We start from the raw sequence: 23,759 nt of genomic DNA on the forward strand, positions 1-23,759 counted from the left end.
AAAAAAGAGTGATGCGCCAGCCAGACTATCGTTTTTTGTCAGATATAATACCTGGCATATAAAATGATGGAAGAATTTTCACCTGGCATTTTTCGTTTTATCTGCGCCATGGATGTAAGTGATGCAGAAGCATCGGGTACGTAGTGGGTAGGGGGGTGTGAGATGCATCTACAGGGGCGTGTAGGGGTTAGGCTGCGGGAACCGGCGTTAAGAGGCTGACTGACAATTGTCTGAGCCCGATATCTGGATACAGAAAGAGACTGACCGCGAGTTTTGGCAGTCAGCCTCTTGCATTTAGCCGGTTTCCGGAGGCTTAGCCCTACTAGCCCCGCAGCCGTATCCCACTCCCCCTCTCCCTCACGGACGGATGAACCTTCTCTTCCTCCGCATCCCTTACTTCCCACAAGCTAACCTGCTATTTTGATACTCCCTTGTAAACGTAACATCCCTCCCAAACCACTCCGGGGCCTGGAAGGCCATGGCTTCTTCTTCGGAGGTGAATTCCACCTCGGCCAGGAGGAGGCCGGCGTAGCGGCCTTCAAAGACGTCCAGTTCAATGGTCAGATGGTCTGAGCCATCCAGCGGGATGAGATAGCGCTTTTTGGTGAGTACCACGCCGTCGGCCTTGGGGAGCAGGTGGGCGTAGGCTTCCCGGGTCAGGGGGAGGTTGTATTCCTCCCTGGACAGGAGTCCCTTGCCCTTGTAGGTGAGATAGAAGCTGTCATCCTCCTGACGGATGCGGACCACCGGTTCCGTGCAGAGATAGGCCTGTTCAATCTGGTGGAAGGGATGGGCGTCATAGCCCTCCGGAAGACAGGGGATCAGGAATTTACGTTCGATTTCCATATGGGAAAACCTCCTTGCTGTGATTGTCGATTAGTGGATTTTACTAAGTATTTTTATTTTTTCCATTTTACAATCATATCATTTAACTCTTTTCCTGAAAAGTGATAAATGATAAAATAAAATTACTATGCGATAAATGGCGGAAAGGGAGATTATCATGGCAAAGGTTTATGCATTTCTTGCGGATGGACTGGAAGAGGTTGAATGTCTTGCGGTTGTGGACGTGCTCCGGCGTTCCGGTGTGGAGGTGACACTGGTGTCTGTTACAGGAGACAGGAAAGTAACTGGTTCTCATGGAATTGAGTTGGGGACCGACGCCCTGTTTGAGGATGTGAACCCGGATGTGGCAGATGTGCTGTTTTTGCCCGGAGGAATGCCGGGAACTAACAATCTGAAAGCACATATGGGTCTGAGGGCGGCTGTGGAGTGTGCCAACAAGCAGGGCAGAAGGATTGCGGCCATCTGCGCGGCGCCAAGCATCCTGGGGAGTATGGGGCTCTTAAAGGGCAGGACGGCTACCTGCTATCCGGGATTTGAGGACCAGCTCACAGGTGTGTCCTACACCAGCCAGGGTGTTGTGACGGATGGCAACATCACCACCGGCAGGGGCCTGGGATTTGCCCTTGACATGGGACTGGAACTGATTCGCCTGCTTCAGGGTCCCCAGCAGGCCCAGAAGATTGCAGCGGCAATCCAGTATAACTGGAAATAGTATCCGGATGAGAAAAACTCCTGTTCTGTTCTATATCATATGGATGTGGGATGGAATGGAAGTTTTTTTTGTAAAAAACGCTGGTGTTTTTAAAATGAGCATGCTATAATGGTACATTGAAGTGTAGCGCCCTCATGGATTATGGGCGAACCACATATATTTTAAGGAGGAACCCGTAAAAATGAGTGTACAAGTAGAAAAATTAGAAAAAAACATGGCCAAACTGACAATAGAGTTAAGCGCAGAGCAGTTTGAGGATGCTATGAAAAAAGCCTTCAATAAGAGCAAGAACAAGTTTAATATTCCAGGCTTCCGTAAGGGCAAAGCACCTCGCGCCATGATTGAAAAGATGTATGGCGAAGGCATCTTTTATGAGGAGGCTGCTGATGAGGCCATCAACGCAACCTGCATGGAGGCAATGAATGAAAGCGGACTGGAGATCGTTTCCAGACCGGAAGTTGCCGTAGAGCAGATTGGCAAGGACAAGCCGTTCATCTATACCGCAACTGTAGCCGTAAGGCCGGAAGTGACCCTGGGCGAGTACAAGGGCATTGAGGTAGAGAAGGTGGATGCAGCTGTGAAGCCTGAGGATGTGGAAGCAGAGCTCAAGAAGGTTCAGGAGCAGAACGCAAGACTTCTGACCGTAGAGGACAGACCGGTTGCTGACGGCGACCAGACAGTCATCGACTTCGAGGGATTTGTTGACGGCAAGACATTTGACGGCGGCAAGGCAGCTGATTACCCATTGACCATTGGCTCCCATTCCTTCATTGATACATTTGAGGAGCAGCTGGTTGGCAAGAACATCGGCGAAGAGTGCGAGATTAACGTAACCTTCCCGGAGGAGTACCATGCGGCTGAACTGGCTGGAAAGCCTGCAACCTTTAAGGTGACTGTAAAGGAAATCAAGGTAAAGGAACTTCCGGAACTGGATGATGAGTTTGCAGGAGAAGTTTCTGAATTTGACACGCTGGATGAATACAAGAAGGATATTGAGGCAAAGATTCTTGAGAGAAAGCAGAAAGAAGCTGCTTCCGAAAACGAGAACCGTGTGGTTGACAAGGTAGTGGCAGGCGCTTCCATGGAGATTCCTGACAGGATGGTGGAAGGCCAGATTGACAACATGGTTCAGGATACAGCCCGCCGTATGGAGAGCCAGGGTCTGAACATGGATCTGTACATGAAGTATACAGGCATGACCATGGAGCAGATGAGAGAGCAGATGAAGCCACAGGCCTTAAAGAGAATCCAGACCAGACTGGTGCTTGAGGAAGTTGTAAAGGCTGAGAACCTGCAGGTTTCCGACGAAAGACTGGATGAGGAGATTGCCAAGATGGCGGCCGCTTACCAGATGGAGGCTGACAAGTTAAAGGGTTATATGTCAGACCGTGATAAGGACCAGATGAAGGAAGATATTGCTGTTCAGGAAGCGGTTGATTTCCTGGTAGCAGAAGCAAAACTGGTATAATTCACATATGATACGGGGGGTTCACAGCGCTTATTTACCTGGCTTTGAATCTCCCTGGTTTGTTATAAGTGAACTGGTCACCGCACCGGACTTGTGAAATACCTGGCCGGGAGACGGTGGCATGTATCGCACGTAAGTGTCTGAAAAACAGACGTTTAGTGCTCATAACTAGGAGGATGGTTATATGAGTTTAGTACCTTATGTCATTGAGCAGACCAGCCGCGGCGAGCGTTCTTATGACATTTATTCAAGATTACTGAAGGAGAGGATCATATTCCTGGGCGAGGAAGTAAACGATGTGTCCGCAAGCCTTGTGGTGGCACAGCTCTTATTCCTGGAGTCAGAGGACCCAGGCAAGGATATCCATTTGTATATCAACAGCCCGGGCGGTTCTGTATCTGCGGGATTTGCTATCTATGATACCATGAACTATATTAAATGCGATGTATCTACCATCTGTATCGGCATGGCGGCCAGCATGGGCGCGTTCCTTCTTTCCGGAGGGGCCAAGGGCAAGCGTTTCGCGCTGCCTAATGCTGAAATCATGATTCATCAGCCTTCCGGCGGGGCCAAGGGCCAGGCCACAGAGATTAAAATTGTGGCTGAAAATATCTTAAAGACAAGAAAGAAATTAAACGAAATCCTGGCAGCAAACACAGGAAAGCCCCTGGAAGTAATTGAGCGCGATACAGAGCGTGACAATTATATGTCTGCACTGGAGGCCAAGGAATACGGCCTTATTGATGAAATCATTGCACATCATTAGTGCTGCAGTACAGCGCTGAGGCATCAGGCCGGTAACGTAAAAAAGCAAGTAAAGGATATGAAAGGTTAGGTATCGTATGCCAATGAGACCAGATGACACGATTCGGTGCTCCTTCTGCGGAAGGACACAGGATCAGGTACGGAAGATGATTGCCGGAGCTGGCAACAACAATGTGTATATCTGTGACGAGTGCATAGAATTGTGCTCTGAGATTCTGGAAGAGGAGCTGGAAGGCCAGGATGAAGGGGAGAGCCCTGCGCTGGCCGATATACGTCTCCTGAAGCCAAAGGAAATCAAAGCATTTTTAGACGAATATGTCATCGGACAGGATGACGCCAAGAAGGTGTTGTCCGTTGCGGTTTATAATCACTACAAGAGGGTGACGGCATGCCAGAACATGGATGTGGATGTGCAGAAGAGCAACATCCTTATGGTGGGGCCCACAGGCTCAGGTAAGACCTATCTGGCCCAGACCCTGGCTAAGATTCTCAATGTTCCCTTTGCCATTGCAGACGCCACTGCACTGACAGAGGCAGGATATGTGGGCGAGGATGTGGAGAACATTCTGTTAAAGCTTATCCAGGCTGCTGATTATGACATCTCCCGTGCCGAATACGGCATTATATATATTGACGAGATTGATAAGATTACCAAGAAGTCCGAAAATGTATCCATCACCAGGGATGTTTCAGGCGAAGGCGTCCAGCAGGCGCTGCTTAAGATTCTGGAGGGTACAGTTGCCAGCGTTCCGCCTCAGGGCGGCAGGAAGCATCCGCACCAGGAGCTTCTTCAGATTGATACCACCAACATCCTGTTTATCTGCGGCGGTGCCTTTGATGGCCTGGAGAAGATTGTGGAGCAGCGTCTGAGCGCTGGTTCCATTGGTTTCAACGCCGAGGTGGCAAATAAGAACGATCTGAACATAGATGAGCTGCTCAAGAAGGTGGAGCCTAAGGATCTGACCAAATTCGGACTGATTCCCGAGTTCATAGGCCGCGTGCCGGTGATGGTTTCACTGGAACAGCTTACAAAGGATGCCATGGTGCGTATCCTGTCAGAGCCGAAAAATGCCCTGATGAGACAGTATCAGAAGCTGTTTGAGCTGGACAATGTAAAGCTGGAATTCACCCAGGAGGCTCTGGAGGAGATTGCACAGCTGGCAGTAGACCGCAAGATTGGCGCCAGAGGACTGCGCTCTATCCTTGAATCAGTGATGATGGACCTTATGTATGAGATTCCGTCCGACGATTCTATCGGAATCTGTACCATTACCAGAGACGTAGTGAAAAAGGCAGGACAGCCGGAATTAGTATACCGCGATATGCCTCCTGCATCTGCCCGGAAGCCGTTGTCAGAACGGCTCAGAGGGGACAGTAAGACAGGAGAAATTGCGTAGGCTGTCATGCTCCTGTGACAATTTAGAAGAGAGAAAGGGCCGCTGCAAATCAGATATGACCCGGACCAGAAGGCCTGTTTTCCGGCCGGTCCGGCACCTGCATTGCAGCGGCTTTTCAAATGGTTAAGATACAAGAGGTGAAGATTGAGAATGGGAGAACAAGTGATTACGATGCCCGTGGTGGCTCTCAGGGGTCTGACCATACTTCCGGGTATGGTATTGCATTTTGATATAAACAGGCCGAAATCGGTGGCAGCCGTAGAGCGGGCTATGGTGGGAGACCAGAAACTGTTTCTTGTGGCCCAGAGACATCCTGAAATTGTGGAGCCTGAGCAGGGGGATTTGTTCCAGGTAGGTACTGTGGCAGTGGTGAAGCAGCTGGTGAAACTGCCGGGCAAGGTGGTACGTGTGCTGGTGGAAGGACTGGAACGCGCTGAGCTTTTATGCCTGGAAGCTGAGGAACCGGCTATGATGGGCGAGATTGCCGCCATAGAAGCGGAGGAGGATGATCTGGACAGCCTGACTCAGGAAGCCATGCTGCGTATCCTGAAGGACAAACTGGAAGAATATGGAAGAGTTAATCCGAAGATTACAAAAGAAATTCTGCCTAATCTGATGATTATTACAGATTTAAATGAGATGCTGGACCAGATCGCCATTCAGCTGCCATGGGACTATACCATCCGCCAGACCGTGCTAGAGAACAGTTCTCTGTCAGCCAGGTATGAGGTAGTGATGCATACGCTGCTGACCGAGATGGAGATATACAGAATTAAGAAGGAATTTCAGGAAAAGGTAAAGGCCGATATCGACCAGAACCAGAAGGAATATATTCTCAGGGAGCAGATGAAGGTCATCCGCCAGGAATTGGGAGAGGACGCTGTGTCGGACGCAGACGAATATCAGAAAAAGCTGGATACTCTGAAGGCCGACAAGGAAGTAAAGGAAAAGCTCCACAAAGAAATAGAGCGTTTCCGCAACATGCCGGCCGGAAGCCAGGAGGCCAATGTGCTGCGCACCTATGTGGAAACCCTGCTGGACCTGCCCTGGAAGAAGATGTCCAAGGACAATGACGACATCAAACATGCCGAGAGGATACTCAACGAGGATCACTACGGGCTGGAGCAGGTAAAGGAGAGGATCCTGGAATACCTGGCTGTCCGCGCCCTGACGAAGAAGGGCACCAGCCCTATCATCTGTCTGGTGGGACCTCCAGGAACCGGCAAAACATCCATTGCCAGGTCCGTGGCCAGGGCTTTGAATAAGAAATACGTGCGCATCAGCCTGGGAGGTGTCCGGGACGAGGCGGAAATCAGAGGCCACAGGAAAACCTACGTGGGCGCCATGCCGGGCCGTATCGTGGAAGGCATGCGTCAGGCCAGTGTGAGCAATCCCCTGATGCTTTTGGACGAGATTGACAAGGTCAGCAGCGACTATAAGGGTGATACCTCCTCCGCGCTTTTGGAGGTGCTGGACGGGGAACAGAATGTAAAATTCAGGGACCACTATGTGGAACTGCCCATTGACCTGTCCCAGGTCCTGTTTATTGCAACGGCCAACACCACCCAGACCATACCGGGGCCTTTACTGGACCGCATGGAGCTGATTGAGGTCAACAGCTATACGGAAAATGAAAAGTTTCACATAGCCAGAGACTACCTGGTGACAAAGCAGATGGAGCGCAACGGCCTTAAGGAGGGACAGATTACATTTTCCGATAAGAGCCTTGAAAAAATAATACACAACTATACCAGGGAAGCTGGCGTCAGGAATCTGGAGCGCCGCATCGGGGATGTATGCCGCAAGGCTGCCAGACAGTTCCTGGAGGATAAGAAGAAGTCCATCAAGATTACGGAGAGTAATCTGGAGAAATACCTGGGCAAGGAAAAGGTGACCTTTGAGAATGCCAATGAGGAAGATGAAATCGGCATTGTGCGCGGCCTGGCCTGGACCAGTGTGGGAGGGGATACCCTTCAGATAGAAGTCAATGTAATGCCTGGCAAGGGAAGTCTCCTGATGACCGGGCAGCTGGGAGACGTGATGAAGGAATCAGCCCAGACAGCCCTGACCTATGTTCGGTCCGTGTGCCCGGAGTACGGGATTGACGACGATTATTTTGAGAAGCACGACCTCCACATCCATATCCCGGAGGGAGCGGTGCCGAAGGACGGACCTTCTGCTGGAATCACCATGGCCACAGCCATGCTGTCCGCGGTGACAGGTAAAAGTGTCCAGGCCAAGGTGGCTATGACCGGGGAGATAACCCTGCGTGGACGGGTCCTGCCCATCGGAGGACTGAAAGAAAAGATACTGGCAGCCAAGATGGCCCATATAGAGAAGGTGCTGGTACCTGACAAGAACCGTCCGGATATGGCGGAGCTGTCCAAAGAAATCACCAGGGGACTGGACATTGTATATGTAAAGGCCATGGAGGATGTGGTTTCGGAGGCCTTTGTTTAGAGCGCGGATAGGAATTAGGAGAAACAGATATGATAATAAGAGACGTGAATCTGGAGACAGTATGCGGCGTGACCAGCAAGCTGCCGGAGAATACACTGCCGGAGTTTGCATTTGCGGGCAAGTCCAATGTGGGAAAATCATCCCTCATCAATGCGCTGATGAACCGCAAAGCCTATGCAAGAACCTCCTCGCAGCCGGGCAAAACCCAGACCATCAATTTTTACAACATCAACGGAGCATTGTATTACGTGGACCTGCCGGGGTACGGCTATGCCAAGATAGCGGTTGCGGTCAAGGAAAAATGGGGCAAGATGATAGAGCGGTATCTCAGGAATTCACAGATGCTCAAAATGGTGTTCCTGCTCATTGATATCCGCCATGAACCCTCGGCCAACGACAAGCTGATGTATGAATGGATTATCTTTAACGGATACCACCCTGTCATCATTGCCACCAAGCTGGACAAGATTAACCGCAGCCAGGTGCAGAAGCACGTAAAGATGGTGCGGGAAGGCCTTGGCATGGAAAAGGACGGTATCATTATTCCTTTCTCGGCAGAGACAAAGCAGGGCAGGGATGAGATATGGGACCTGATTGAGGGCAGCCTGTAGGCTGTTTGTATTCCTGTTAAAAAGCGGATTTCATAAAGTGAAGAAAGGCCTGGTTTCCTGACAGACGGGTATTGCCCGCAGGAAATCAGGCCTTTTTGCTACCGGTAATTCTCCTTTACCAGCTCAATAAAATATCTTCCATAGGACGGAATATACCGGCCCTTCTGGTATACCGCATACAAGGTGGTCACAGTGGCGGGGTCTCCCACAGAGAAGCACAGAGGGGGATTGTAAAAGTGTATTTTTCTGACATAGGATTCCGGGGCCAGACAGAGGGCGGTGCCGGAGGCAGCCAGACGGATGGCGATATCGCTGTTGCGGGTAAACAGGAGGACCTTGGGGGTTAAGCCGGCCTTTTTAAACAGTCCTGCCGATATACGGCCCGTTGTCTGGTCCCGGGGGTGGAGGATGTAGGGCTCATGTTCTGTATGTCTTATATCCACCCAGGGATAGCGAAAGCCTTCCCTTGCAATGGCTTTTTCCGCCAGGGGATGACCGGGGGCTGCCACCAGAACGATTTCTTCCTGCCCCAGGTACTCCGCTGTCTGAGCGGGATCCGTGGCCGTGGAATTATAGATGGCAAAGTCCACATTGGGGGAAAGCATAAGCTGCTTTTCAACGGAATGTGATTCCTCCAGAAGATTAATCTGCACGTCCGGGTAACGAGAATAGAACCGGCTGAGTACATCCGGCAGCAGGCAGGAACCACGCATCAGAGCCACCGCTATGGTCAGCTGCCCCTTTTCCTCGCCTAATAAATCCTCGCATTCCGAATTCCAGTCAGAACATATCTGGCAGATTTTTTCCGCATAATCCATGTAGCGGTTACCGATATGGGTTGGAATCAGGTCATTGCCAATACGGCTGAACAGAGGGGAGCCCAGCTGACGTTCTATGTTCTTCACAGCCTTGCTCAGGGCGGACTGTGTGATGAACAGGGAGTCTGCTGCCTTTGTGATGCTTCCATACCTGCGTATGGCCAGCATATACCGGATTTCCTTTGAGATCATGTATGTACCTCCAATGAAAATAATTCATGACTTAGATGATTATTATGACTTTGACACCTACCTATGCACATTGTATAATAAAAATAATATACAATCAAGGGTTTCATCAATATTGCTGAATGGAGGCGCCATGGAAACAGAGAGAGCGGATTTTCTCGTAAGAGGAGCAATGGTTTACAACAGCTACTTTAAAAAGTTTGTGCCGGCGGATGTGTCTGTGTCAGGAGGGAAATTCTTATACATAGATTCCCGAAGGTCCGGCGCGGTGGAGGCTGATGAGACAGTGGATGCAGAGGGCCTTTATATGGTGCCGGGGCTGATTGACATACATATGCACATCGAGAGCTCCATGCTGACGCCGGGAGCATTTTGCAGACGGCTGGCAGAGTGCGGCGTCACCACCATTGTGTCGGAGCCTCATGAGATGGCCAATGTGAACGGAATGCAGGGCGTGCTGGATATGATAAGGGCAGGGGAAAACAGCCCGGTTGATATCTTTTACGGGATTCCCAGCTGTGTGCCCTCCACCTCCCCTGAGCTGGAGACCACCGGAGGCATCATAACCTGTGAGGAGATGGAAGGCCTGAAGGAAAATCCCTGGGTGGCCTGTGTGGGAGAGGTTATGAATTACCGTACCATTATCCGGGAAAACCAGCTGGAAATTACCCGGTTCCTCAAACAACTTCGTGAAAAGGACCGGATTTTTCCCATTGAAGGCCATTGCCCTGCACTGCTGGACCTGGATTTGGCCAAGTTTCTGTACCTGGGCATCAATGGAGACCATACGGAGCACAGCTTGGAAGAACTGGAACAGAGGTTTGCCAACGGCATGTTTATGGAAATCCAGGAAAAGATGCTGCGCAGGGAGGTACTGGACTACATAAGGGAGCATGGGCTGGAGGAACATTTCTGCTTTGTGACAGATGATGTGATGGCTGACACACTGTGTATCCAGGGACATCTGGACGCCCTGGTCCGCAGGGCCATGGAACTGGGGATGCCGGCAGAGCAGGCAGTTTATAACGCCTCCTTTACCCCGGCAAAGCGGATGAACCTTTTGGACCGGGGGGCAATTGCTCCGGGGAAAATAGCTGACTTCCTGCTGCTCAGCGATTTGGATACGTTTGCTGTCTCTGCCACCTATAAAAATGGGAAATGTATTTGGCGCAGGGGACAGGACGAAAGGGAACAGCCCGCCCAAGAGCAGCATGGCCCGGACAGGGGACAGGATATGCGCTTTCCGGAGCCTTATTACCACAGTATCCATCTGGAATTCCAGGAGCAGAGCCGGTTTGAGGTTCCCATGGAATCGGATTCAGGCACGGTTATGGTCCGTGTCATGGAAATCCAGGACGGGTCCACCAAGACAAAGGAAATCATCATGGAGATGCCTGTGAGGGACGGTTTCCTTAAATGGGAAGGGACGGGCTGTCTGCTGGCCGCTGTGTTTGAGCGGTATGGAAAGGGCCAGGCAGTGGGATACGGATTGGTAACCGGAGACTGTCACAAGCGGGGAGCCGTGGCTACCAGCTACGCACATGACTGCCATAATATTCTGGTGGCAGGAGCAAATCCTGCGGATATGAAGCTTGCTCTCAACCGCGTCATTGAGATGCAGGGCGGCATGGCTGCGGCGGACGGGGGAAGGATACAGGCAGAACTGCCCCTTCATGTGGGCGGCATCCTGTCGGACCGTCCTGCGAAAGAAGTGGGGGCCAGCCTTGCAAGGGTCCGTGAGGCCATGACGGGCCTGGGTTACAGGCATTATAACCCCATTATGTCGTTCTGCACGCTGACGCTGCCGGCCAGCCCGGCCCTGAAGCTGACGGATAAGGGACTGATAGATGTAAAAGCCTGCAAAATTGTGCCGTTAAAGGTAGAAGGACAGAGAACACAACCGTAATAACTGCACCGGAGAAAATCAAGAGGAGGATTAATCATGTCAAAGGAAACTGAAGGTACAGCCAAAAGAGGAGCTTCCAATACCTGGATTGACAGGCAATTCCATCTGGCAGAGCATGGGACCACGGTAAGGACAGAGATTCTGGCCGGTATCACCACATTTGTGACCATGGCATATGTGCTGGGGACTGTCCCTAATATCATGGCAAACGCAGGGCTGGACAGAGGCGTCATGCTCACGTCCATGATTTTACTGATTATTGTTACCACAGTGGCCATGGCCCTGGTGACAAACCGCCCCTTTGCACTGGCGCCCGGGCTGGGCAGTGTTGCAATCGTGTCGGGAATGATTGCGAACAGCGGGATTTCACCTGAAATCACAGCCGGCGTCATATTCTGGAGCGGCGTTATTTTTATTGTGATATCCTATATCGGCCTCAGGGATGCGGTGGTAAATGCCATTCCCGCCAGCCTTAAGCATGCGGTCAGCTCGGGCGTGGGCCTGTTCATTGCGCTGCTTGGATGTAAGAACGCAGGGCTGATTATTGCCCTGGAAGGCAAAAATAACCTGGCCTTCGGCGACCTGAGTTCTCCCTCCGTGCTGTTGGCGCTGATTGGATTCCTGCTGATACTCATCACCAAGCAGATGCGGGTGCCGGGATATATGATTTTTTCCATTTTGATTACCACGCTGGTCGGGATTCCCATGGGGCTTACCAGGATGCCTGAGGCGTTTTTCATGGCGCCCAGCTCTCCCTTTGGCCAGTTTATGAAGATTGATTTTCTGGGAGCCCTGCAGTTTGCCTATCTGCCCTTTCTGATTGCCATGTTTGTACCGGATTTCTTCTCCACCTTCGGCACGGCCCTGGGTGTGGGCGCAAAGGCCGGATTTCTGGATGAGGACGGCAACCTGCCCGGTATAGACAAGGTGTTCAAGGTGGATGCCGTGGCAACCGCTCTGGGCAGCCTGTTCTGCATGCCGTGTATGACCACCTATCTGGAATCCTCCTCCGGCGTGGAGGCAGGAGGGAAGACAGGGCTGACACCTATTTCCACAAGTGTCTGTTTTGCCTTTACCCTGCTGCTGACGCCCTTTGCCCTGATGATTCCGTCGGCCGCAACGGCCCCTGCCCTTATCATCATCGGAGTCGGCATGCTAAGTTCCATGCGAAACATCAATTATGATGATTTTACAGAATCCTTCCCTGCGTTTATCTGTGTTGCCTTTACCATATTCGCCAACAATATTGCCAATGGAATCTGTGTGGCCCTGCCGGTTTACGTGGTGCTGAAGCTGGCTTCGGGCAAGATTAAGGAAATGCCCAAAATCATGTATGTACTGCTGGGAGTATGCGTGCTGTACTTCTACAGTATCATTAAATAGTTTATGTAAGAACGCTGGATTACGCCATTCTGCACGGATGCTTTTTGCAGGTGGCAAGGCTCACCGCCACCAGCAGGATTCCGCAGACAAGAGCGCCTGGAACGGTCTCGCCAAGCCCCCAGGGATTGCCGGCCAGTTTCCAGCCCACACATACCACAAAGCCGCCTGTCATGGCAGATATGATGCCCTGGCTGGTGGCTTTTTTCCAGTACAGGGCCGCCAGGGAGGGCAGGCCTGCCGCCGCCGCGTAGAAGGACCAGGCAAACATGAGGACATTGTAGGCGTTTTTAATGTATAGGGCGATGATTAAGGCGCCCATGGCCAGTACCACGGACATGACACGGGACATGAGTATTTCATGCTTTTCCGTCATTTCCGGCATGAAATTTTTTCCCAGGTCATGTACAAAGGTCTGGACCGATACCAGCAGGTAGCTGTCCGCAGTGGACATCATGACTGACAGGATACCAGCCAGAGCCAGTCCTGTAAGGCCGGGAGGCAGGATGCTTACAGCCAGGGCAGGCACCACGGCATCAGAGCTTCCGTAGGAGGCCACCACGTCCGGCAGAATCTGCCGGCCTGCCAGACCCATGAAGAAAACCAGGGCAATGGTTACCATGTAAATGGAAGTGCCCCAGAACATGCCCTGGGTTGCGGCCTTTTTGCTCTTGGCAGCAAAGGCCCTCTGCCACATCTCGGCTCCTGCCAGGGTAAATACCAGATAGGTGACAATGTCGCCCAGGATACTGCCGTTGATATGAGGCACCAGGTAGGATTTGTCCAGGTTCTGCCAGAAGGAGGAAAAACCGCCCAGATAACGAATGCTGGAAAAGGGAATCAGGATGTAGACAAAGATAATCAGCATGAAAAACTGGAGCACGTCCGTGTACACCACGCCGAAGAGACCGGATGCAGCGGTATAGATGATGAAGATGAGAGTGGCTGCCAGGGCGCCGGCTTCATAGCTGATGCCGAATTCATTTCCCAGCATCTTGATGATGGTGGCGGTGGCAGTCACCTGGGCAGCCACTGTGCCCATCATGGTGAAGACGATCATGAAAGCCAGGATACAGCGGGCAGTGCTGTTGAACCTGTAGTTGAAAAGTTCCGGTATGGAGTTGATGTTTCTGGTGAAGCCAACCTCCTGTATGCGTCCGGCGATGGCTGAGAAGATAAACATGCCGATGAGATAGGGGATAGCGGTCATAACCGCCTTAAAGCCCGTGGTATAGGCAATGCCCGCACGTCCCATCATGGCGCTGCCTCCGATGATGGACGCGCACACAGTGGCAGTCAGCACAAAGGGGCCCAGGGTTCTGCCTGCAACGTAGTAATCGCCTGTATTCTTGATTCGTTTGACGAACCATACGCCCACAAAAAGCATGCCTATCATGTAGAGGACAATGATGACCAGATCCAGGTTGGTAAGTTCATGCATAAATCAGATCTCCTTTCGTTGGGGAGCCGCCTTGGGAGGGGGAGGTGATGAAAAATATCTTTGGATGTATTCAGTTTTAGGTAAAGGAAAAGAACGGACTTAACAAAAGAAACCGTCTGCATGGATGCAGACGGAAAAGTATACGACAATACAGCAAAATGATTTACCAGAATGTCCCTGTCCCTCTTCCGCCTATGAGATTAGCTGCCGGGTTCGGGAAAGAAAGGTTCCCTATCATCCGGGAGCCGCGACAGGCTCAGACGGATGAATACACCCCTAAAAATCGGTTCTCCCACTGCTGCATAGCAGCATTAAGCGACTTGGTGATTATGTTAACATTATCTTAACATTAATATATCACAGAAACAGGAGCGTGTAAAGAAATAACCTGTCAGATGCAGCCCATATTCTGTCAGATTCAACTCAGATCCTGTCAGATTCAACTCGACATATCCGGCATTTAGCGTATAATAGATACAGGTATGAATTAAATAAGACAGCCGGCGGCAATGGAATTTTGACGGCCTGGCTGTATCTGGAGGTATTATGTAATGGAAACGGGACCTATACGGGTGGCAATCATGGCAGACACCCATGGAGTGCTCCGGCCGGAGGTGGAAAGGATTCTGGAAACCTGCGATGTGATTGTCCATGCGGGGGACTTTGACAATCAGATGCTGTATCATAAGCTGAATGTGGACCAGCCCCTGTACGCGGTAAGGGGAAATAACGACAGGGGATGGTCGGGGGGACTTGGTCAGGTGAACCGGTTTGAAATCGGAGGGGTCAAATTTATCATGGCCCATGAGAGAGTGGATATCCCCAGCGTGCTTAAGGATATTCAGGTGGTCATATTCGGCCATTCTCATATGTATTATCAGCAGGAAATCAGCGGAAGGCTTTGGCTGAATCCGGGAAGCTGCGGCTATAAGCGTTTTACCCTGCCTCTTTCCATGGCTGTGATGACCATTGAGGACGGAACGTATGAGGTGGAGACCGTCTGGCTGGAACATGGGTACGGGACGCCAGGAGCAGCCACCAGCCAGAGGGAAAAGGCCAAGGCCAGCAAGTATGAAAAGCAGCAGAAACGCTATAAGCAGAAGCAGGCAAAGGGGGAAGGCCAGGCGGATAAGGCAAAGGGAGCGGTCAAGGCAGCCAGATATGGGGGACAGCCGGCAGCCAGGCAGGAAGCTGTCAAACCTGCCCCAGATCAGGAGAAGGAATATCTATTCCTTATAGCGAAAATCCTGCGCCTGAGAAAAGCCGGTGAATCCAGAGAATGGGTTATCCGGAACCTGGGGGAGAATTTCAGGCTGGCATCAACCATATACGATATATGCGAAAAAAGGCCGGACTCAAATGCCCGGCAGATTTTGGAACTGTTATTGGAACAAATCTCTTTTTAGTGGGAACGCTTTCCGGTGGATGGAACACAATGGGACACACACATCCCGGCGGAGGACACGCCATGGGACACACCGGCACAGCAAGTCAGGATAAAAGTGACCGCATGACGTGGGCATAGATTTCCTGGCTTTTTGTTTTCCAGGTATTGCACATGGCTTCTGCCTGCTCCCTGTCAGGGACGGATAAATCCAGCCGGATAAGGGTCGTCTTATTTTCGCGGACTTCACAGTGGACAATGTAGTCCTGATTAGTCCCCTTGTAGAAGTCGGCCGTTGTTCCCACCTCCTCCCGGAGGCGGAACTTGTTCTCCTTGAGGTACTGGTCCATGTCCTCAATGATGGCAGTGGATATGTTCTTGCCGAAGAAGTTGAGGGTTTCCTCCCCTTCCCTGGTGATGTCATACCGGGTGCTGTTGTGGCTGGCCTCCTTGTGGACCAGGCCGGCGTCTTCCAGCTCATTTAAGGCCTGCTGGAGGGTGAAATAGGTGGTGTATTCATGCTCTGTGAAAAAGTTGGTGAGCTGGGCGTTCGTCAGGGGGAAGTTCACCTGCTTCAACATATAGAGATTCATCAGTTTGTACAAGGTCATAGGTTCAGTAAGCATATCACACACGCTCCATCAGGATTTTCTTATTATTTTCTAATGTGGTCCTTTACCGCGCTGCTGACTACATCTGCCACACGGGGATCAAAGGCTTCGGGAAGTATGTTCTCGTCGCTTAAATCCTTTTCATCCACCAGCCCGGCAATGGCTTCGGCGGCGGCCAGCTTCATTTCCTCGGTGATGGCAGAAGCGCGGCCTTCCAGTGCGCCCTTAAAGATTCCGGGGAATACCACTACATTGTTTACCTGGTTAGGGAAGTCGGAACGGCCGGTCCCGACCACACGCGCCCCGGCAGCCTTTGCCAGGTCAGGCATGATTTCCGGTACAGGGTTTGCCATGGCAAAGAGGATGGCGTCCTTATTCATGGATGCAACCATGTCCTGGGTTACGATTCCGGGAGCAGATACGCCCACGAAGATGTCAGCGCCCTTCATGGCATCTGCCAGAGTGCCGGTCCTGTGCTCCAGGTTAGTCACGTCCATCATCTTTTCCTGCATCCAGTTAAGGCCTTCTGCACCCTTGCTTAGGATACCGCTCTTATCACACATAGTGACATGGGAAAATCCGTAGGTCAGCAGCAGCTTTGTGATGGCAATGCCCGCGGAACCGGCGCCGTTTACTACCACGCGGCAATCTTCCTTCTTTTTACCGGTCAGCCTGAGAGCGTTGATGACGCCGGCCAGGACCACAATGGCGGTGCCGTGCTGATCGTCGTGGAACACCGGAATGTCCAGCCTCTCTTTTAATGCCTCCTCTATCTCAAAGCATCTGGGGGCCGAGATGTCCTCCAGGTTGATGCCGCCAAAGGCAGGCGCAATGCGCACAACGGTCTCAATGATTTCCTGGGTGTCCTGGGTATCCAGGCAGATGGGGAAGGCGTTGACGCCGCCGAATTCCTTAAAGAGAACAGCCTTGCCCTCCATGACCGGCATGGCGGCCAGGGGGCCTATGTTGCCCAGGCCAAGTACGGCGCTTCCGTCGGAGACAACGGCAATGGTGTTGGATTTGATGGTGTACCGGTAAGCTGCCTCCGGATCTGCGGCTATCACCTTGCAGGGCTCGGCAACGCCTGGGGTATAGGCAAGGGCCAGGTCTTCCCTGGAAGCTACCTTTGCTTTTGATGTGGTTTCAAGTTTTCCCTTCCATTCCTCGTGGAGCAGCAGTGCTTTTTCATTGGTTGTCATAATCCATTCCGTCCTTTTCCTTATATAGTAGAAACACAAAAATGCATTTTTATATATCATAACAATTTTGGGAGTGTTTATCAAGTTCCTTTTGAAAATGGTGCTGTTTGGCAGACCTGTATGTTTGAAATCAGTTGGTGTGGGGGCGCCTGCGCGGCGGCAGGAACCGGGGGAGGGGAGGACAAAAGGGAAATGGAAGAACATGGAACCCATGGATTGAACAAAAGATGTAATTAAAACTTTTAAAACCACCCGAAATGTGATATCATGTTACGTAAGTGTGGACATTTTACACAGAAGGATAAAGATACAGGTGGTACTATGAGGGAACGTATTAACCGTCTGGCCAGGGGAATCATTGACAATGGTTCGCCGGAGCTGGTGCTGGCACCGGAACGGGTGGAGGCGTCGGTTCCTGCGGGTGAGGTCATCCGTGGCGAGATATTGGTGAGCAGCGGCAATAACCTGCATATAAAAGGGCTGGTGTATTCCAGCCATGAAAGGGTCCGGGTGGTGAACAGTGCTTTTGGCGGGCTCCGCAACCGGATTATATATGAAGTCAACGTGGGTTTTTCAGAGCATGGGGACGAAATCAAGGGATCTTTTTACCTGGTCACCAATGGCGGTGAGAGGGAGATTCCTTATTCTTTGCGCGTACAGGCCGGTGATGCCGGTGAGGTTCTGGGAAACTTAAAGACTCCCAGGGACTTTGCGGTGCTGGCTAAGAAGGACCTGGAAAAAGCGCTGAGGATGTTTGAGTATCAGGATTTTACAGAGGCCCCCTTCATGCAGGATTCCCGGGTCCGTACCATCTATGACGGGCTAAAGGGAAGGGCCGGCAGAAGAAATCTGCTGGAGGAATTCCTGGTGGCCCTGCAGGTCAAGGAACCGGTAAAGCTTACGCTGGAGACAGGAACCAGGATTTATGAGAATCTGACAGGAATCGCGGAAGATTATATAGATATAGCGGCAGGAACCTGGGGGTATGTGTCGGCGGACATAACCGTGGACGCCCCCTTTATTGAACTGGGGACCTTCCGGATTACGGACCAGGACTTTGTCCAGGGCCGGTGCAGAGTGGGGTACCGCATTGTTCCCTCCAGACTTCACAGAGGAAGGAATTTTGGGTGCATCCGTGTTAAATCCCTGCGGGAGGAATTCCTTATTTCCGTGGAGGCAGAGGGGCATCATGGGTCCGGCAGCACGGAGCGTGAATCCGGCTCGGATCGGTTTATGGACCATGGGAGCTTATATAAATACCTGTCCCTGCGTCTGGATTATGAGGCAGGGGTTTATGAGCCGGCCCTTCTACTGAACCAGATGATGAAGGAGACAGAGCACCTCAGGGCTGATTTTCCAGGGGATGCGAGAGCCAAGCTGATACAGGCAGAACTTCTTATATTAAACGGCAGGGAGGACAATGCATCTCTGGCTTTAGACGATGCTAGGGATCATGTGCTGGCCCACAGGGAAAAGCAGGTGGAATTGTACTGCTTCTACCAGTATCTGCGCCTGGAAATCAAGCCGTCTGTCCAGCAGAAGGAATCACTGGTCCGTTATATACGCAAGCTTTTATGGGAGGATGGGGAGATACGGCCTTACCTCTTTCTGATGCTGGTGAAGTTGGACGAAACAATGGCACAGAATCCACTGGAGCTGTACCGGTCCATGGCATCCCTGTTCAATCAGGGCTGCTGCAGCCCGTTCCTCTATGCATCAGCCTGCCGTCTGATGGAAGCCCATCCGGATTTGTTTGTGCGCCTGGGTGATTTTGAGATTCAGACTCTGTATCTGGGTGTACAGAAAGGAATCGTCAGCCGTGTAACCGCTCTGAAAGCGGCGGGACTTGCACTGGGGCTTAAGCACTACAGGAAGCTGGTGGAACGTTTATTCACAAAGCTGTATCAGACATATGAAGAGCAGGAGATTCTGGAGGCCGTATGCAGCCTGCTTATCAAGGGGGACTGCAAGGAAAAGGACGCATTTGCCTGGTATGAGAAAGCCCTGGAACAGGGAGTAAACCTGACCAGGCTATACGAGTATTTCCTCTATTCCCTGCCGGAGGATTACGGACACCTGCTGCCTAAGGAGGTGCTGCTGTATTTCTCCTATGATAAGGATTTGGACAGGCACAGCCGCCAGATGCTCTACCGGAACATATTGGAATACATGAACCCTTCCGCGGAGCTGTACCAGAACTACACCAGGCATATGGAGCAGTTTGCCATGGAACAGCTGTTCCAGTCCAGAATCAACCGTTCCCTGGCTGTTATTTATGAGCACATGATTTATAAGGATATGATAGACAGCCGGGTGGCCAGGGTTCTTCCGGGCATCCTTAAGTCCTGCCGTATCCGGTGCGGGGATTCCAGGATGAAGTATGTCATTGTCCGCTATGAGGAGCTGGAGGATGAGGAAGCATTTTTGCTGGAAGACCAGTCTGCTTATGTGCCTCTGTTTTCCGAGCGCAGCGTCCTCCTGTTCCAGGATGCCTACGGCAACCGGTATCTGGACGTGAAACACTGGAAGGTGTCTGTCATGGACCGTCCGGAGCTGCTGGCCCAGTGCTATGAGGTGTATCCGGACCATCCCATGCTCAAGCTTTCCGAATGCAGGGACATCGTGAACCGCGGGGTGGAGACAGACGAGGAGGCAGCGCTGTTGGAAGAGATCGTGACGCAGATGCATCTGAGCCCTGCCTTTGAGGGCAGGCTGATGCAGGCAGTGACGGATTATTACTGTCAGAAGGCGTCTGAGGATAAGGACGGCGACGGTGTATTCAATTGTGCTTATCTGGTACAGATTGATAAAAAGCCCATGGCTGTCAGGCAGAGGCAGCAGATATGCGAGACCCTAATCAGCCAGAATTATATGCGGGAAGCTTATAATATGATTCGGGATTACGGAAGCCAGTATATATCCACGCCGCGGCTGATGAAGCTGTGCACCAAGACCATACTGATGAATCTGTTTGACCAGGACGACCTGCTTCTGGGCCTGTCCCACCAGGTGTTCTGCCAGGGGTGCTATGACAGCGTGATCCTGGACTATCTGTGCGAGCATTTCAACGGAACCGTGTCCCAGATGTATGAGGTCTTGATTCAGGGCGTCAGGGAGCATGTGGAGACATATGATCTGGAGGAACGGCTGCTGGGGCAGATGCTGTTTACCGGCTGCTGCGACCAGATGGATTCCGTGTTTGAACTGTACATGAAACGAAAGACCACAAAGGAAATGGTGGTGAAGGCGTATTTTACCCAGAAGAGTGTCCAGTACTTCCTGGAAGAAAAGGATATGGACCAGAGGGTGTTTGAATATCTGAAGCAGGCAGTGGGCAATACCTTTGACAAGGACAGGATGCCCACCATCTACCTGCTGGCCCTGACCCGGTATTTTTCCACGCTGGACAAGGTGGATGGGGGGGATGCGGAACTGTTAAAGACCATGACCTCCCTGCTTTTGGAGGAAGGACTGGTATTTCCGTATACCAGAGAGCTGTCAAAGCATATTCCGGTGCCCGAGGACATCATGGATAAGGCCATGGTGGAATACCGGGGAAGGAAGGACGCCCACCCGGAGCTTCAGGTGAGAATTCTGCCCGAGGAAACAGGATTTCACAGCGAGGACATCCGCCGCGTTTACCAGGGGATTTTTGTGAAACAAAAGGTACTCTTTGAGGGAGAAATCATGGAGTACCGGATATATGACTATCTGGACGGACACCGCAGGCTTGCGGCAGAGGGACAGGTGGAGTGCGACCATAAGCTGGAGGGAAAGGAGAACAGCCGTTTTGCCTGCCTGAACGAGATGGGAGCAGCAATCAAAGACAGGGATGACAGCAGGCTTTTAAACGCGATGGAAGATTATCTCAAGAAGTCGGCGGCGCTTGGCAGGCTGTTTCCCATGGAGTAATGGAGGAACTGTCTATGGACGGTCTAGTGATTGGTCTGGATTTAAATGACGACTATACCCAGATATGCTGTTATGATAAAGAAAAGTCGTGGACCATTCCTACGGTCATCTGCCGGAGGAAGGAAGAGGAAGTCTGGCTCTCAGGGGAAGAAGCCTATGCGGCCACCCTGCTGGGAGAGGGAGTTATCGTGGATAAACTTCTTAAGATGGCGGCCAAGGATGGAACATCCACCATCGGAGGCATCTGCTACGGCGGAGGTACGCTGCTTAAGCTGTTCATAGAGAAGATGTTAGGATATCCCAGGAAGGAATTCGGTACAGATGAGGTGGCGCAGCTGGTCATCACCCTCCAGAGCGTGGACTGCAGGCTGCTTGACACCCTTATGTACTGTGCCGACTATCTGGAGATACCAAGGGACAGGGTCCATGTAATCAGCCATACCGAGGGTTTCATATACTATGTTCTGAGCCAGAAAAAAGAGCTGTGGACCAATCAGGTGGGGCTGTTTGAGCTGTCCGGCGAACGCCTGTGCTATTATGAAATGAAGGTGCAGAGGGGCATGCGGCGCAATATGGTCCAGGCAGAGGCCCAGAACCAGGAGGAGGCCTTTAATCTGGACATCCTGGATTCGCCTTCCGGCAGCCGGCTGGCAGATAAGATACTGACGGCCTGCGGTGAGAAGCTTTTAAACAGGAAGCTGTTTTCCACGGTGTTCCTGACCGGGAAGGGATTTGAGCGCCAGGACTGGGCCGGCGGATTTATGCGGTTAATCTGCAACCGGAGAAAGGTGTTTGTGGAGCCCTGTCTCTTTGCCAGGGGGGCAGCTTTCAAGGGGGCTGATTATACCCATCAGGAGACTTCCTATCCCTATGTATTTATCTGTGAGGGAAGGCTTAAGGCGGAGGTGTCCTTAAAGGTCATGCGCAGGGGAAGGGAGAACCAGCTGGTGGTGGCTTCCTACGGCGACAACTGGTATGAATCCAAAAGCTCCATGGATCTGATCGTGGACGGACAGAAGGAGATTGAGTTTATCATCAGTCCGCTGGACTCCAAGAAGAAAAAGCTGGTCAGGATTCCGCTGGCCGGATTTCCGGAACGCCCTCCAAAGACCACCAGGATAGAGCTTAAGGTGGCATTTACTGATGAAGGGACCATGACAATGTCTATCCGCGACAAGGGATTCGGGGAGCTGTTCCCATCCTCCGGCGCGGTGGTGAAACAAGAGGTGAATTTATGAGCCTGATACTTTGCAGGCAGGAACCTGTGAAACATCCGTATTATATTGATGTGCTGGGAATCCATATCCATTCCTCCCAGGAGCTGTGTTATATCGTATACAACCACCCGGTTCTGGTGATGGATGATTTTCTGGATGACCTGCTGGTTGATTTTATCCGTAAGGATTTGGACATGGATTATCTGGCAGGGCGGATGGAGAAGCTGGTGGAAACCGGCACCAGACCAGAGGAGGTTCTGGCCCTTTTCCTGTCGGAATGCGACTATTACAGCGACAAGGAAATACAGAAATTCAAGCAGACCACAGCAGCTCTGCGGGCCCTGCATCCGGCCCAGTATGAAAAGCAGAGGGCGGATTACATGTTTGGGCAGCAGCAGTATGGCAAAGCAGCGGCCAGGTACAGTAAAATTCTGGAATACCCCAGGGACAAGGTGGTGGAGGACCTGTTTCTGGCAAAGGTCTACAACAACCTGGGAGCCTGTTATGCCATGATGTTCCAGTTTCACAAGGCTCTGGGATGCTATGACAAGGCCTATGAGCTGGGAAAGGATGATGCGCTGTTAAAACGCATTTATTTTCTCACTGTCTTTGCGCCGGAGCTGGATGTGAAGGACAAGTACCAGTCCGTGTTCACGGATGAGCGCAAGAGAACGTGGAGCGGGGAGATGGACCTGGCCGCGCTGGAGGCAGGACAGGCAGAGGAAGTCAGGGCCCTCAGGGCATTATTTAAAAAGGATCCCATCAAACGGATGAGCGGCGCGGCTGAGATGGTGCGCAGGTGGAAGCAGGAGTACCGGATGATGGTCTGAGTATATATGGTGCGAAACGGTTTGGAGATTAAGAATACGATAATGACGGAGGTATTACATCATGGCGTTTGACATAGCAAAGGAACATCTGAGAAAGGCCGGCCTGGAGGATCGGATTTATGAGTTTGAGGTATCCAGCGCCACGGTGGAGCTGGCAGCCCAGGCAGTGGGGTGTGAGCCGGCCCGCATCGCCAAGACGTTATCTTTTATGGCGGACCAGAAGGCTGTGCTCATAGTGGCCGCAGGGGATGCCAAGGTGGACAACCATAAATATAAGGAGCAGTTTCATACAAAGGCCAAAATGCTGTCGCCGGACGAGGTGACAGAGCTGGTGGGCCACAGTGTGGGAGGCGTGTGCCCCTTTGGAGTGAAGGAAGGGGTGGCGGTGTATCTGGACGAATCCCTTAAACGGTTCGATGTGGTGTACCCGGCCTGCGGCAGCGCCAGCAGCGCAGTAAAGCTTACGATACCTGAGCTGGAGACAGCTTCCGGGTATCTTGGGTGGATTGATGTCTGTAAAGGGTGGGGGGAAGATAGTATATAATTATAGTTTGATTGGAAAGCTGATTCTGGTTATCTGGAATCGGCTTTTTCTTTTATTTCATCCATGGTA

18 protein-coding genes and 1 riboswitch are annotated in these 23,759 nt (G+C 51.7%); of the genes, 13 read left to right on the forward strand and 5 right to left on the reverse strand.

Features of this window, described 5'->3' with window-relative positions:
• Positions 1-393: 393 nt before the first annotated feature.
• Positions 394-846, reverse strand: a complete 453-nt coding sequence (locus CGC65_RS12940) for a CYTH domain-containing protein (RefSeq protein ID WP_002567302.1) — start codon at positions 844-846, stop codon at positions 394-396.
• A gap of 157 nt (positions 847-1,003) precedes the next feature.
• On the opposite strand from CGC65_RS12940, the gene CGC65_RS12945 reads away from it, so the two are divergent.
• The 6 genes from CGC65_RS12945 to yihA all read left to right on the forward strand — a co-directional run bounded on the left by CGC65_RS12945 (position 1,004) and on the right by yihA (position 8,259).
• A complete protein-coding gene (locus tag CGC65_RS12945) occupies positions 1,004-1,558 on the forward strand; it encodes a DJ-1 family glyoxalase III (protein WP_002567303.1) in 555 nt (184 codons plus the stop codon).
• Between the two features lie 181 nt (positions 1,559-1,739).
• The gene (gene tig / locus CGC65_RS12950; protein WP_002567304.1) at positions 1,740-3,026 is read left to right on the forward strand and encodes a trigger factor; all 1,287 of its coding nucleotides are present in this window, start codon (positions 1,740-1,742) and stop codon (positions 3,024-3,026) included.
• Positions 3,027-3,210: 184 nt separating this feature from the next.
• Positions 3,211-3,792: an ATP-dependent Clp endopeptidase proteolytic subunit ClpP gene (clpP, locus tag CGC65_RS12955; RefSeq protein ID WP_002567305.1), complete on the forward strand. Its 582-nt coding sequence runs from the start codon at positions 3,211-3,213 to the stop codon at positions 3,790-3,792.
• Between the two features lie 76 nt (positions 3,793-3,868).
• Positions 3,869-5,188 (forward strand): ATP-dependent Clp protease ATP-binding subunit ClpX, encoded by a 1,320-nt coding sequence (gene clpX, locus CGC65_RS12960; protein ID WP_002567306.1) that lies wholly within the window; start codon positions 3,869-3,871, stop codon positions 5,186-5,188.
• Between the two features lie 150 nt (positions 5,189-5,338).
• Complete coding sequence (lon, locus tag CGC65_RS12965) at positions 5,339-7,648, forward strand: endopeptidase La (RefSeq protein ID WP_002567307.1); 2,310 nt, start codon at positions 5,339-5,341, stop codon at positions 7,646-7,648.
• A 29-nt stretch (positions 7,649-7,677) separates the two neighbouring features.
• Complete coding sequence (yihA, locus tag CGC65_RS12970) at positions 7,678-8,259, forward strand: ribosome biogenesis GTP-binding protein YihA/YsxC (RefSeq protein ID WP_002567308.1); 582 nt, start codon at positions 7,678-7,680, stop codon at positions 8,257-8,259.
• A gap of 98 nt (positions 8,260-8,357) precedes the next feature.
• On the opposite strand, the gene CGC65_RS12975 is transcribed toward yihA, so the two are convergent.
• Positions 8,358-9,269, reverse strand: coding sequence for a LysR family transcriptional regulator (locus CGC65_RS12975; RefSeq protein WP_002567309.1), 912 nt, complete (start codon positions 9,267-9,269; stop codon positions 8,358-8,360).
• A 130-nt stretch (positions 9,270-9,399) separates the two neighbouring features.
• On the opposite strand from CGC65_RS12975, the gene CGC65_RS12980 reads away from it, so the two are divergent.
• Positions 9,400-11,172, forward strand: a complete 1,773-nt coding sequence (locus tag CGC65_RS12980) for an adenine deaminase C-terminal domain-containing protein (protein WP_002567310.1) — start codon at positions 9,400-9,402, stop codon at positions 11,170-11,172.
• Between the two features lie 36 nt (positions 11,173-11,208).
• On the forward strand, positions 11,209-12,555 hold the full coding sequence (locus CGC65_RS12985; RefSeq protein ID WP_002567311.1) for an NCS2 family permease: 1,347 nt from the start codon (positions 11,209-11,211) through the stop codon (positions 12,553-12,555).
• 19 nt (positions 12,556-12,574) lie between these two features.
• On the opposite strand, the gene CGC65_RS12990 is transcribed toward CGC65_RS12985, so the two are convergent.
• Positions 12,575-13,993 carry a sodium:solute symporter family protein gene (locus CGC65_RS12990; protein WP_002567312.1) on the reverse strand — a complete coding sequence of 473 codons (1,419 nt, stop codon included), beginning with the start codon at positions 13,991-13,993 and terminating at the stop codon, positions 12,575-12,577.
• 174 nt (positions 13,994-14,167) lie between these two features.
• A riboswitch (cyclic di-AMP (ydaO/yuaA leader) is annotated at positions 14,168-14,321 on the reverse strand.
• Positions 14,322-14,544: 223 nt separating this feature from the next.
• On the opposite strand from CGC65_RS12990, the gene CGC65_RS12995 reads away from it, so the two are divergent.
• Positions 14,545-15,399, forward strand: coding sequence for a metallophosphoesterase family protein (locus CGC65_RS12995; protein ID WP_002567313.1), 855 nt, complete (start codon positions 14,545-14,547; stop codon positions 15,397-15,399).
• Between the two features lie 85 nt (positions 15,400-15,484).
• Here CGC65_RS12995 and CGC65_RS13000 read toward each other — a convergent pair whose 3' ends face one another.
• Both CGC65_RS13000 and CGC65_RS13005 read right to left on the reverse strand, forming a co-directional pair.
• The gene (locus tag CGC65_RS13000) at positions 15,485-16,003 is read right to left on the reverse strand and encodes a DUF4364 family protein (protein ID WP_002567314.1); all 519 of its coding nucleotides are present in this window, start codon (positions 16,001-16,003) and stop codon (positions 15,485-15,487) included.
• Positions 16,004-16,032: 29 nt separating this feature from the next.
• Positions 16,033-17,187 (reverse strand): NAD(P)-dependent malic enzyme, encoded by a 1,155-nt coding sequence (locus CGC65_RS13005; RefSeq protein WP_002567315.1) that lies wholly within the window; start codon positions 17,185-17,187, stop codon positions 16,033-16,035.
• Positions 17,188-17,508: 321 nt separating this feature from the next.
• Here CGC65_RS13005 and CGC65_RS13010 point away from each other — a divergent pair, with 321 nt between their 5' ends.
• From CGC65_RS13010 to CGC65_RS13025, 4 genes are all read left to right on the forward strand, one after another.
• Positions 17,509-21,099, forward strand: a complete 3,591-nt coding sequence (locus tag CGC65_RS13010) for a DUF5717 family protein (protein ID WP_002567316.1) — start codon at positions 17,509-17,511, stop codon at positions 21,097-21,099.
• A gap of 14 nt (positions 21,100-21,113) precedes the next feature.
• A complete protein-coding gene (locus CGC65_RS13015) occupies positions 21,114-22,337 on the forward strand; it encodes a DUF5716 family protein (RefSeq protein ID WP_002567317.1) in 1,224 nt (407 codons plus the stop codon).
• On the forward strand, positions 22,334-23,146 hold the full coding sequence (locus tag CGC65_RS13020) for a tetratricopeptide repeat protein (RefSeq protein WP_002567318.1): 813 nt from the start codon (positions 22,334-22,336) through the stop codon (positions 23,144-23,146). The genes CGC65_RS13015 and CGC65_RS13020 overlap by 4 nt, the downstream gene beginning before the upstream one ends.
• Positions 23,147-23,207: 61 nt before the next feature.
• The gene (locus CGC65_RS13025) at positions 23,208-23,690 is read left to right on the forward strand and encodes a YbaK/EbsC family protein (RefSeq protein ID WP_002567319.1); all 483 of its coding nucleotides are present in this window, start codon (positions 23,208-23,210) and stop codon (positions 23,688-23,690) included.
• The last annotated feature ends 69 nt before the right edge of the window (positions 23,691-23,759 follow it).

Origin of the sequence: Enterocloster bolteae (assembly GCF_002234575.2) — a bacterium.
Lineage (GTDB): Bacteria > Bacillota > Clostridia > Lachnospirales > Lachnospiraceae > Enterocloster > Enterocloster bolteae.

What these genes read in the sequence shown, in the direction of transcription:
- CGC65_RS12940 (WP_002567302.1), bottom strand. Translation starts at nt 846, where the DNA reads ATGGAAATCGAACGTAAATTCCTGATCCCCTGTCTTCCGGAGGGCTAT.
- CGC65_RS12945 (WP_002567303.1), top strand. Translation starts at nt 1,004, where the DNA reads ATGGCAAAGGTTTATGCATTTCTTGCGGATGGACTGGAAGAGGTTGAA.
- tig (WP_002567304.1), top strand. Translation starts at nt 1,740, where the DNA reads ATGAGTGTACAAGTAGAAAAATTAGAAAAAAACATGGCCAAACTGACA.
- clpP (WP_002567305.1), top strand. Translation starts at nt 3,211, where the DNA reads ATGAGTTTAGTACCTTATGTCATTGAGCAGACCAGCCGCGGCGAGCGT.
- clpX (WP_002567306.1), top strand. Translation starts at nt 3,869, where the DNA reads ATGCCAATGAGACCAGATGACACGATTCGGTGCTCCTTCTGCGGAAGG.
- lon (WP_002567307.1), top strand. Translation starts at nt 5,339, where the DNA reads ATGGGAGAACAAGTGATTACGATGCCCGTGGTGGCTCTCAGGGGTCTG.
- yihA (WP_002567308.1), top strand. Translation starts at nt 7,678, where the DNA reads ATGATAATAAGAGACGTGAATCTGGAGACAGTATGCGGCGTGACCAGC.
- CGC65_RS12975 (WP_002567309.1), bottom strand. Translation starts at nt 9,269, where the DNA reads ATGATCTCAAAGGAAATCCGGTATATGCTGGCCATACGCAGGTATGGA.
- CGC65_RS12980 (WP_002567310.1), top strand. Translation starts at nt 9,400, where the DNA reads ATGGAAACAGAGAGAGCGGATTTTCTCGTAAGAGGAGCAATGGTTTAC.
- CGC65_RS12985 (WP_002567311.1), top strand. Translation starts at nt 11,209, where the DNA reads ATGTCAAAGGAAACTGAAGGTACAGCCAAAAGAGGAGCTTCCAATACC.
- CGC65_RS12990 (WP_002567312.1), bottom strand. Translation starts at nt 13,993, where the DNA reads ATGCATGAACTTACCAACCTGGATCTGGTCATCATTGTCCTCTACATG.
- CGC65_RS12995 (WP_002567313.1), top strand. Translation starts at nt 14,545, where the DNA reads ATGGAAACGGGACCTATACGGGTGGCAATCATGGCAGACACCCATGGA.
- CGC65_RS13000 (WP_002567314.1), bottom strand. Translation starts at nt 16,003, where the DNA reads ATGCTTACTGAACCTATGACCTTGTACAAACTGATGAATCTCTATATG.
- CGC65_RS13005 (WP_002567315.1), bottom strand. Translation starts at nt 17,187, where the DNA reads ATGACAACCAATGAAAAAGCACTGCTGCTCCACGAGGAATGGAAGGGA.
- CGC65_RS13010 (WP_002567316.1), top strand. Translation starts at nt 17,509, where the DNA reads ATGAGGGAACGTATTAACCGTCTGGCCAGGGGAATCATTGACAATGGT.
- CGC65_RS13015 (WP_002567317.1), top strand. Translation starts at nt 21,114, where the DNA reads ATGGACGGTCTAGTGATTGGTCTGGATTTAAATGACGACTATACCCAG.
- CGC65_RS13020 (WP_002567318.1), top strand. Translation starts at nt 22,334, where the DNA reads ATGAGCCTGATACTTTGCAGGCAGGAACCTGTGAAACATCCGTATTAT.
- CGC65_RS13025 (WP_002567319.1), top strand. Translation starts at nt 23,208, where the DNA reads ATGGCGTTTGACATAGCAAAGGAACATCTGAGAAAGGCCGGCCTGGAG.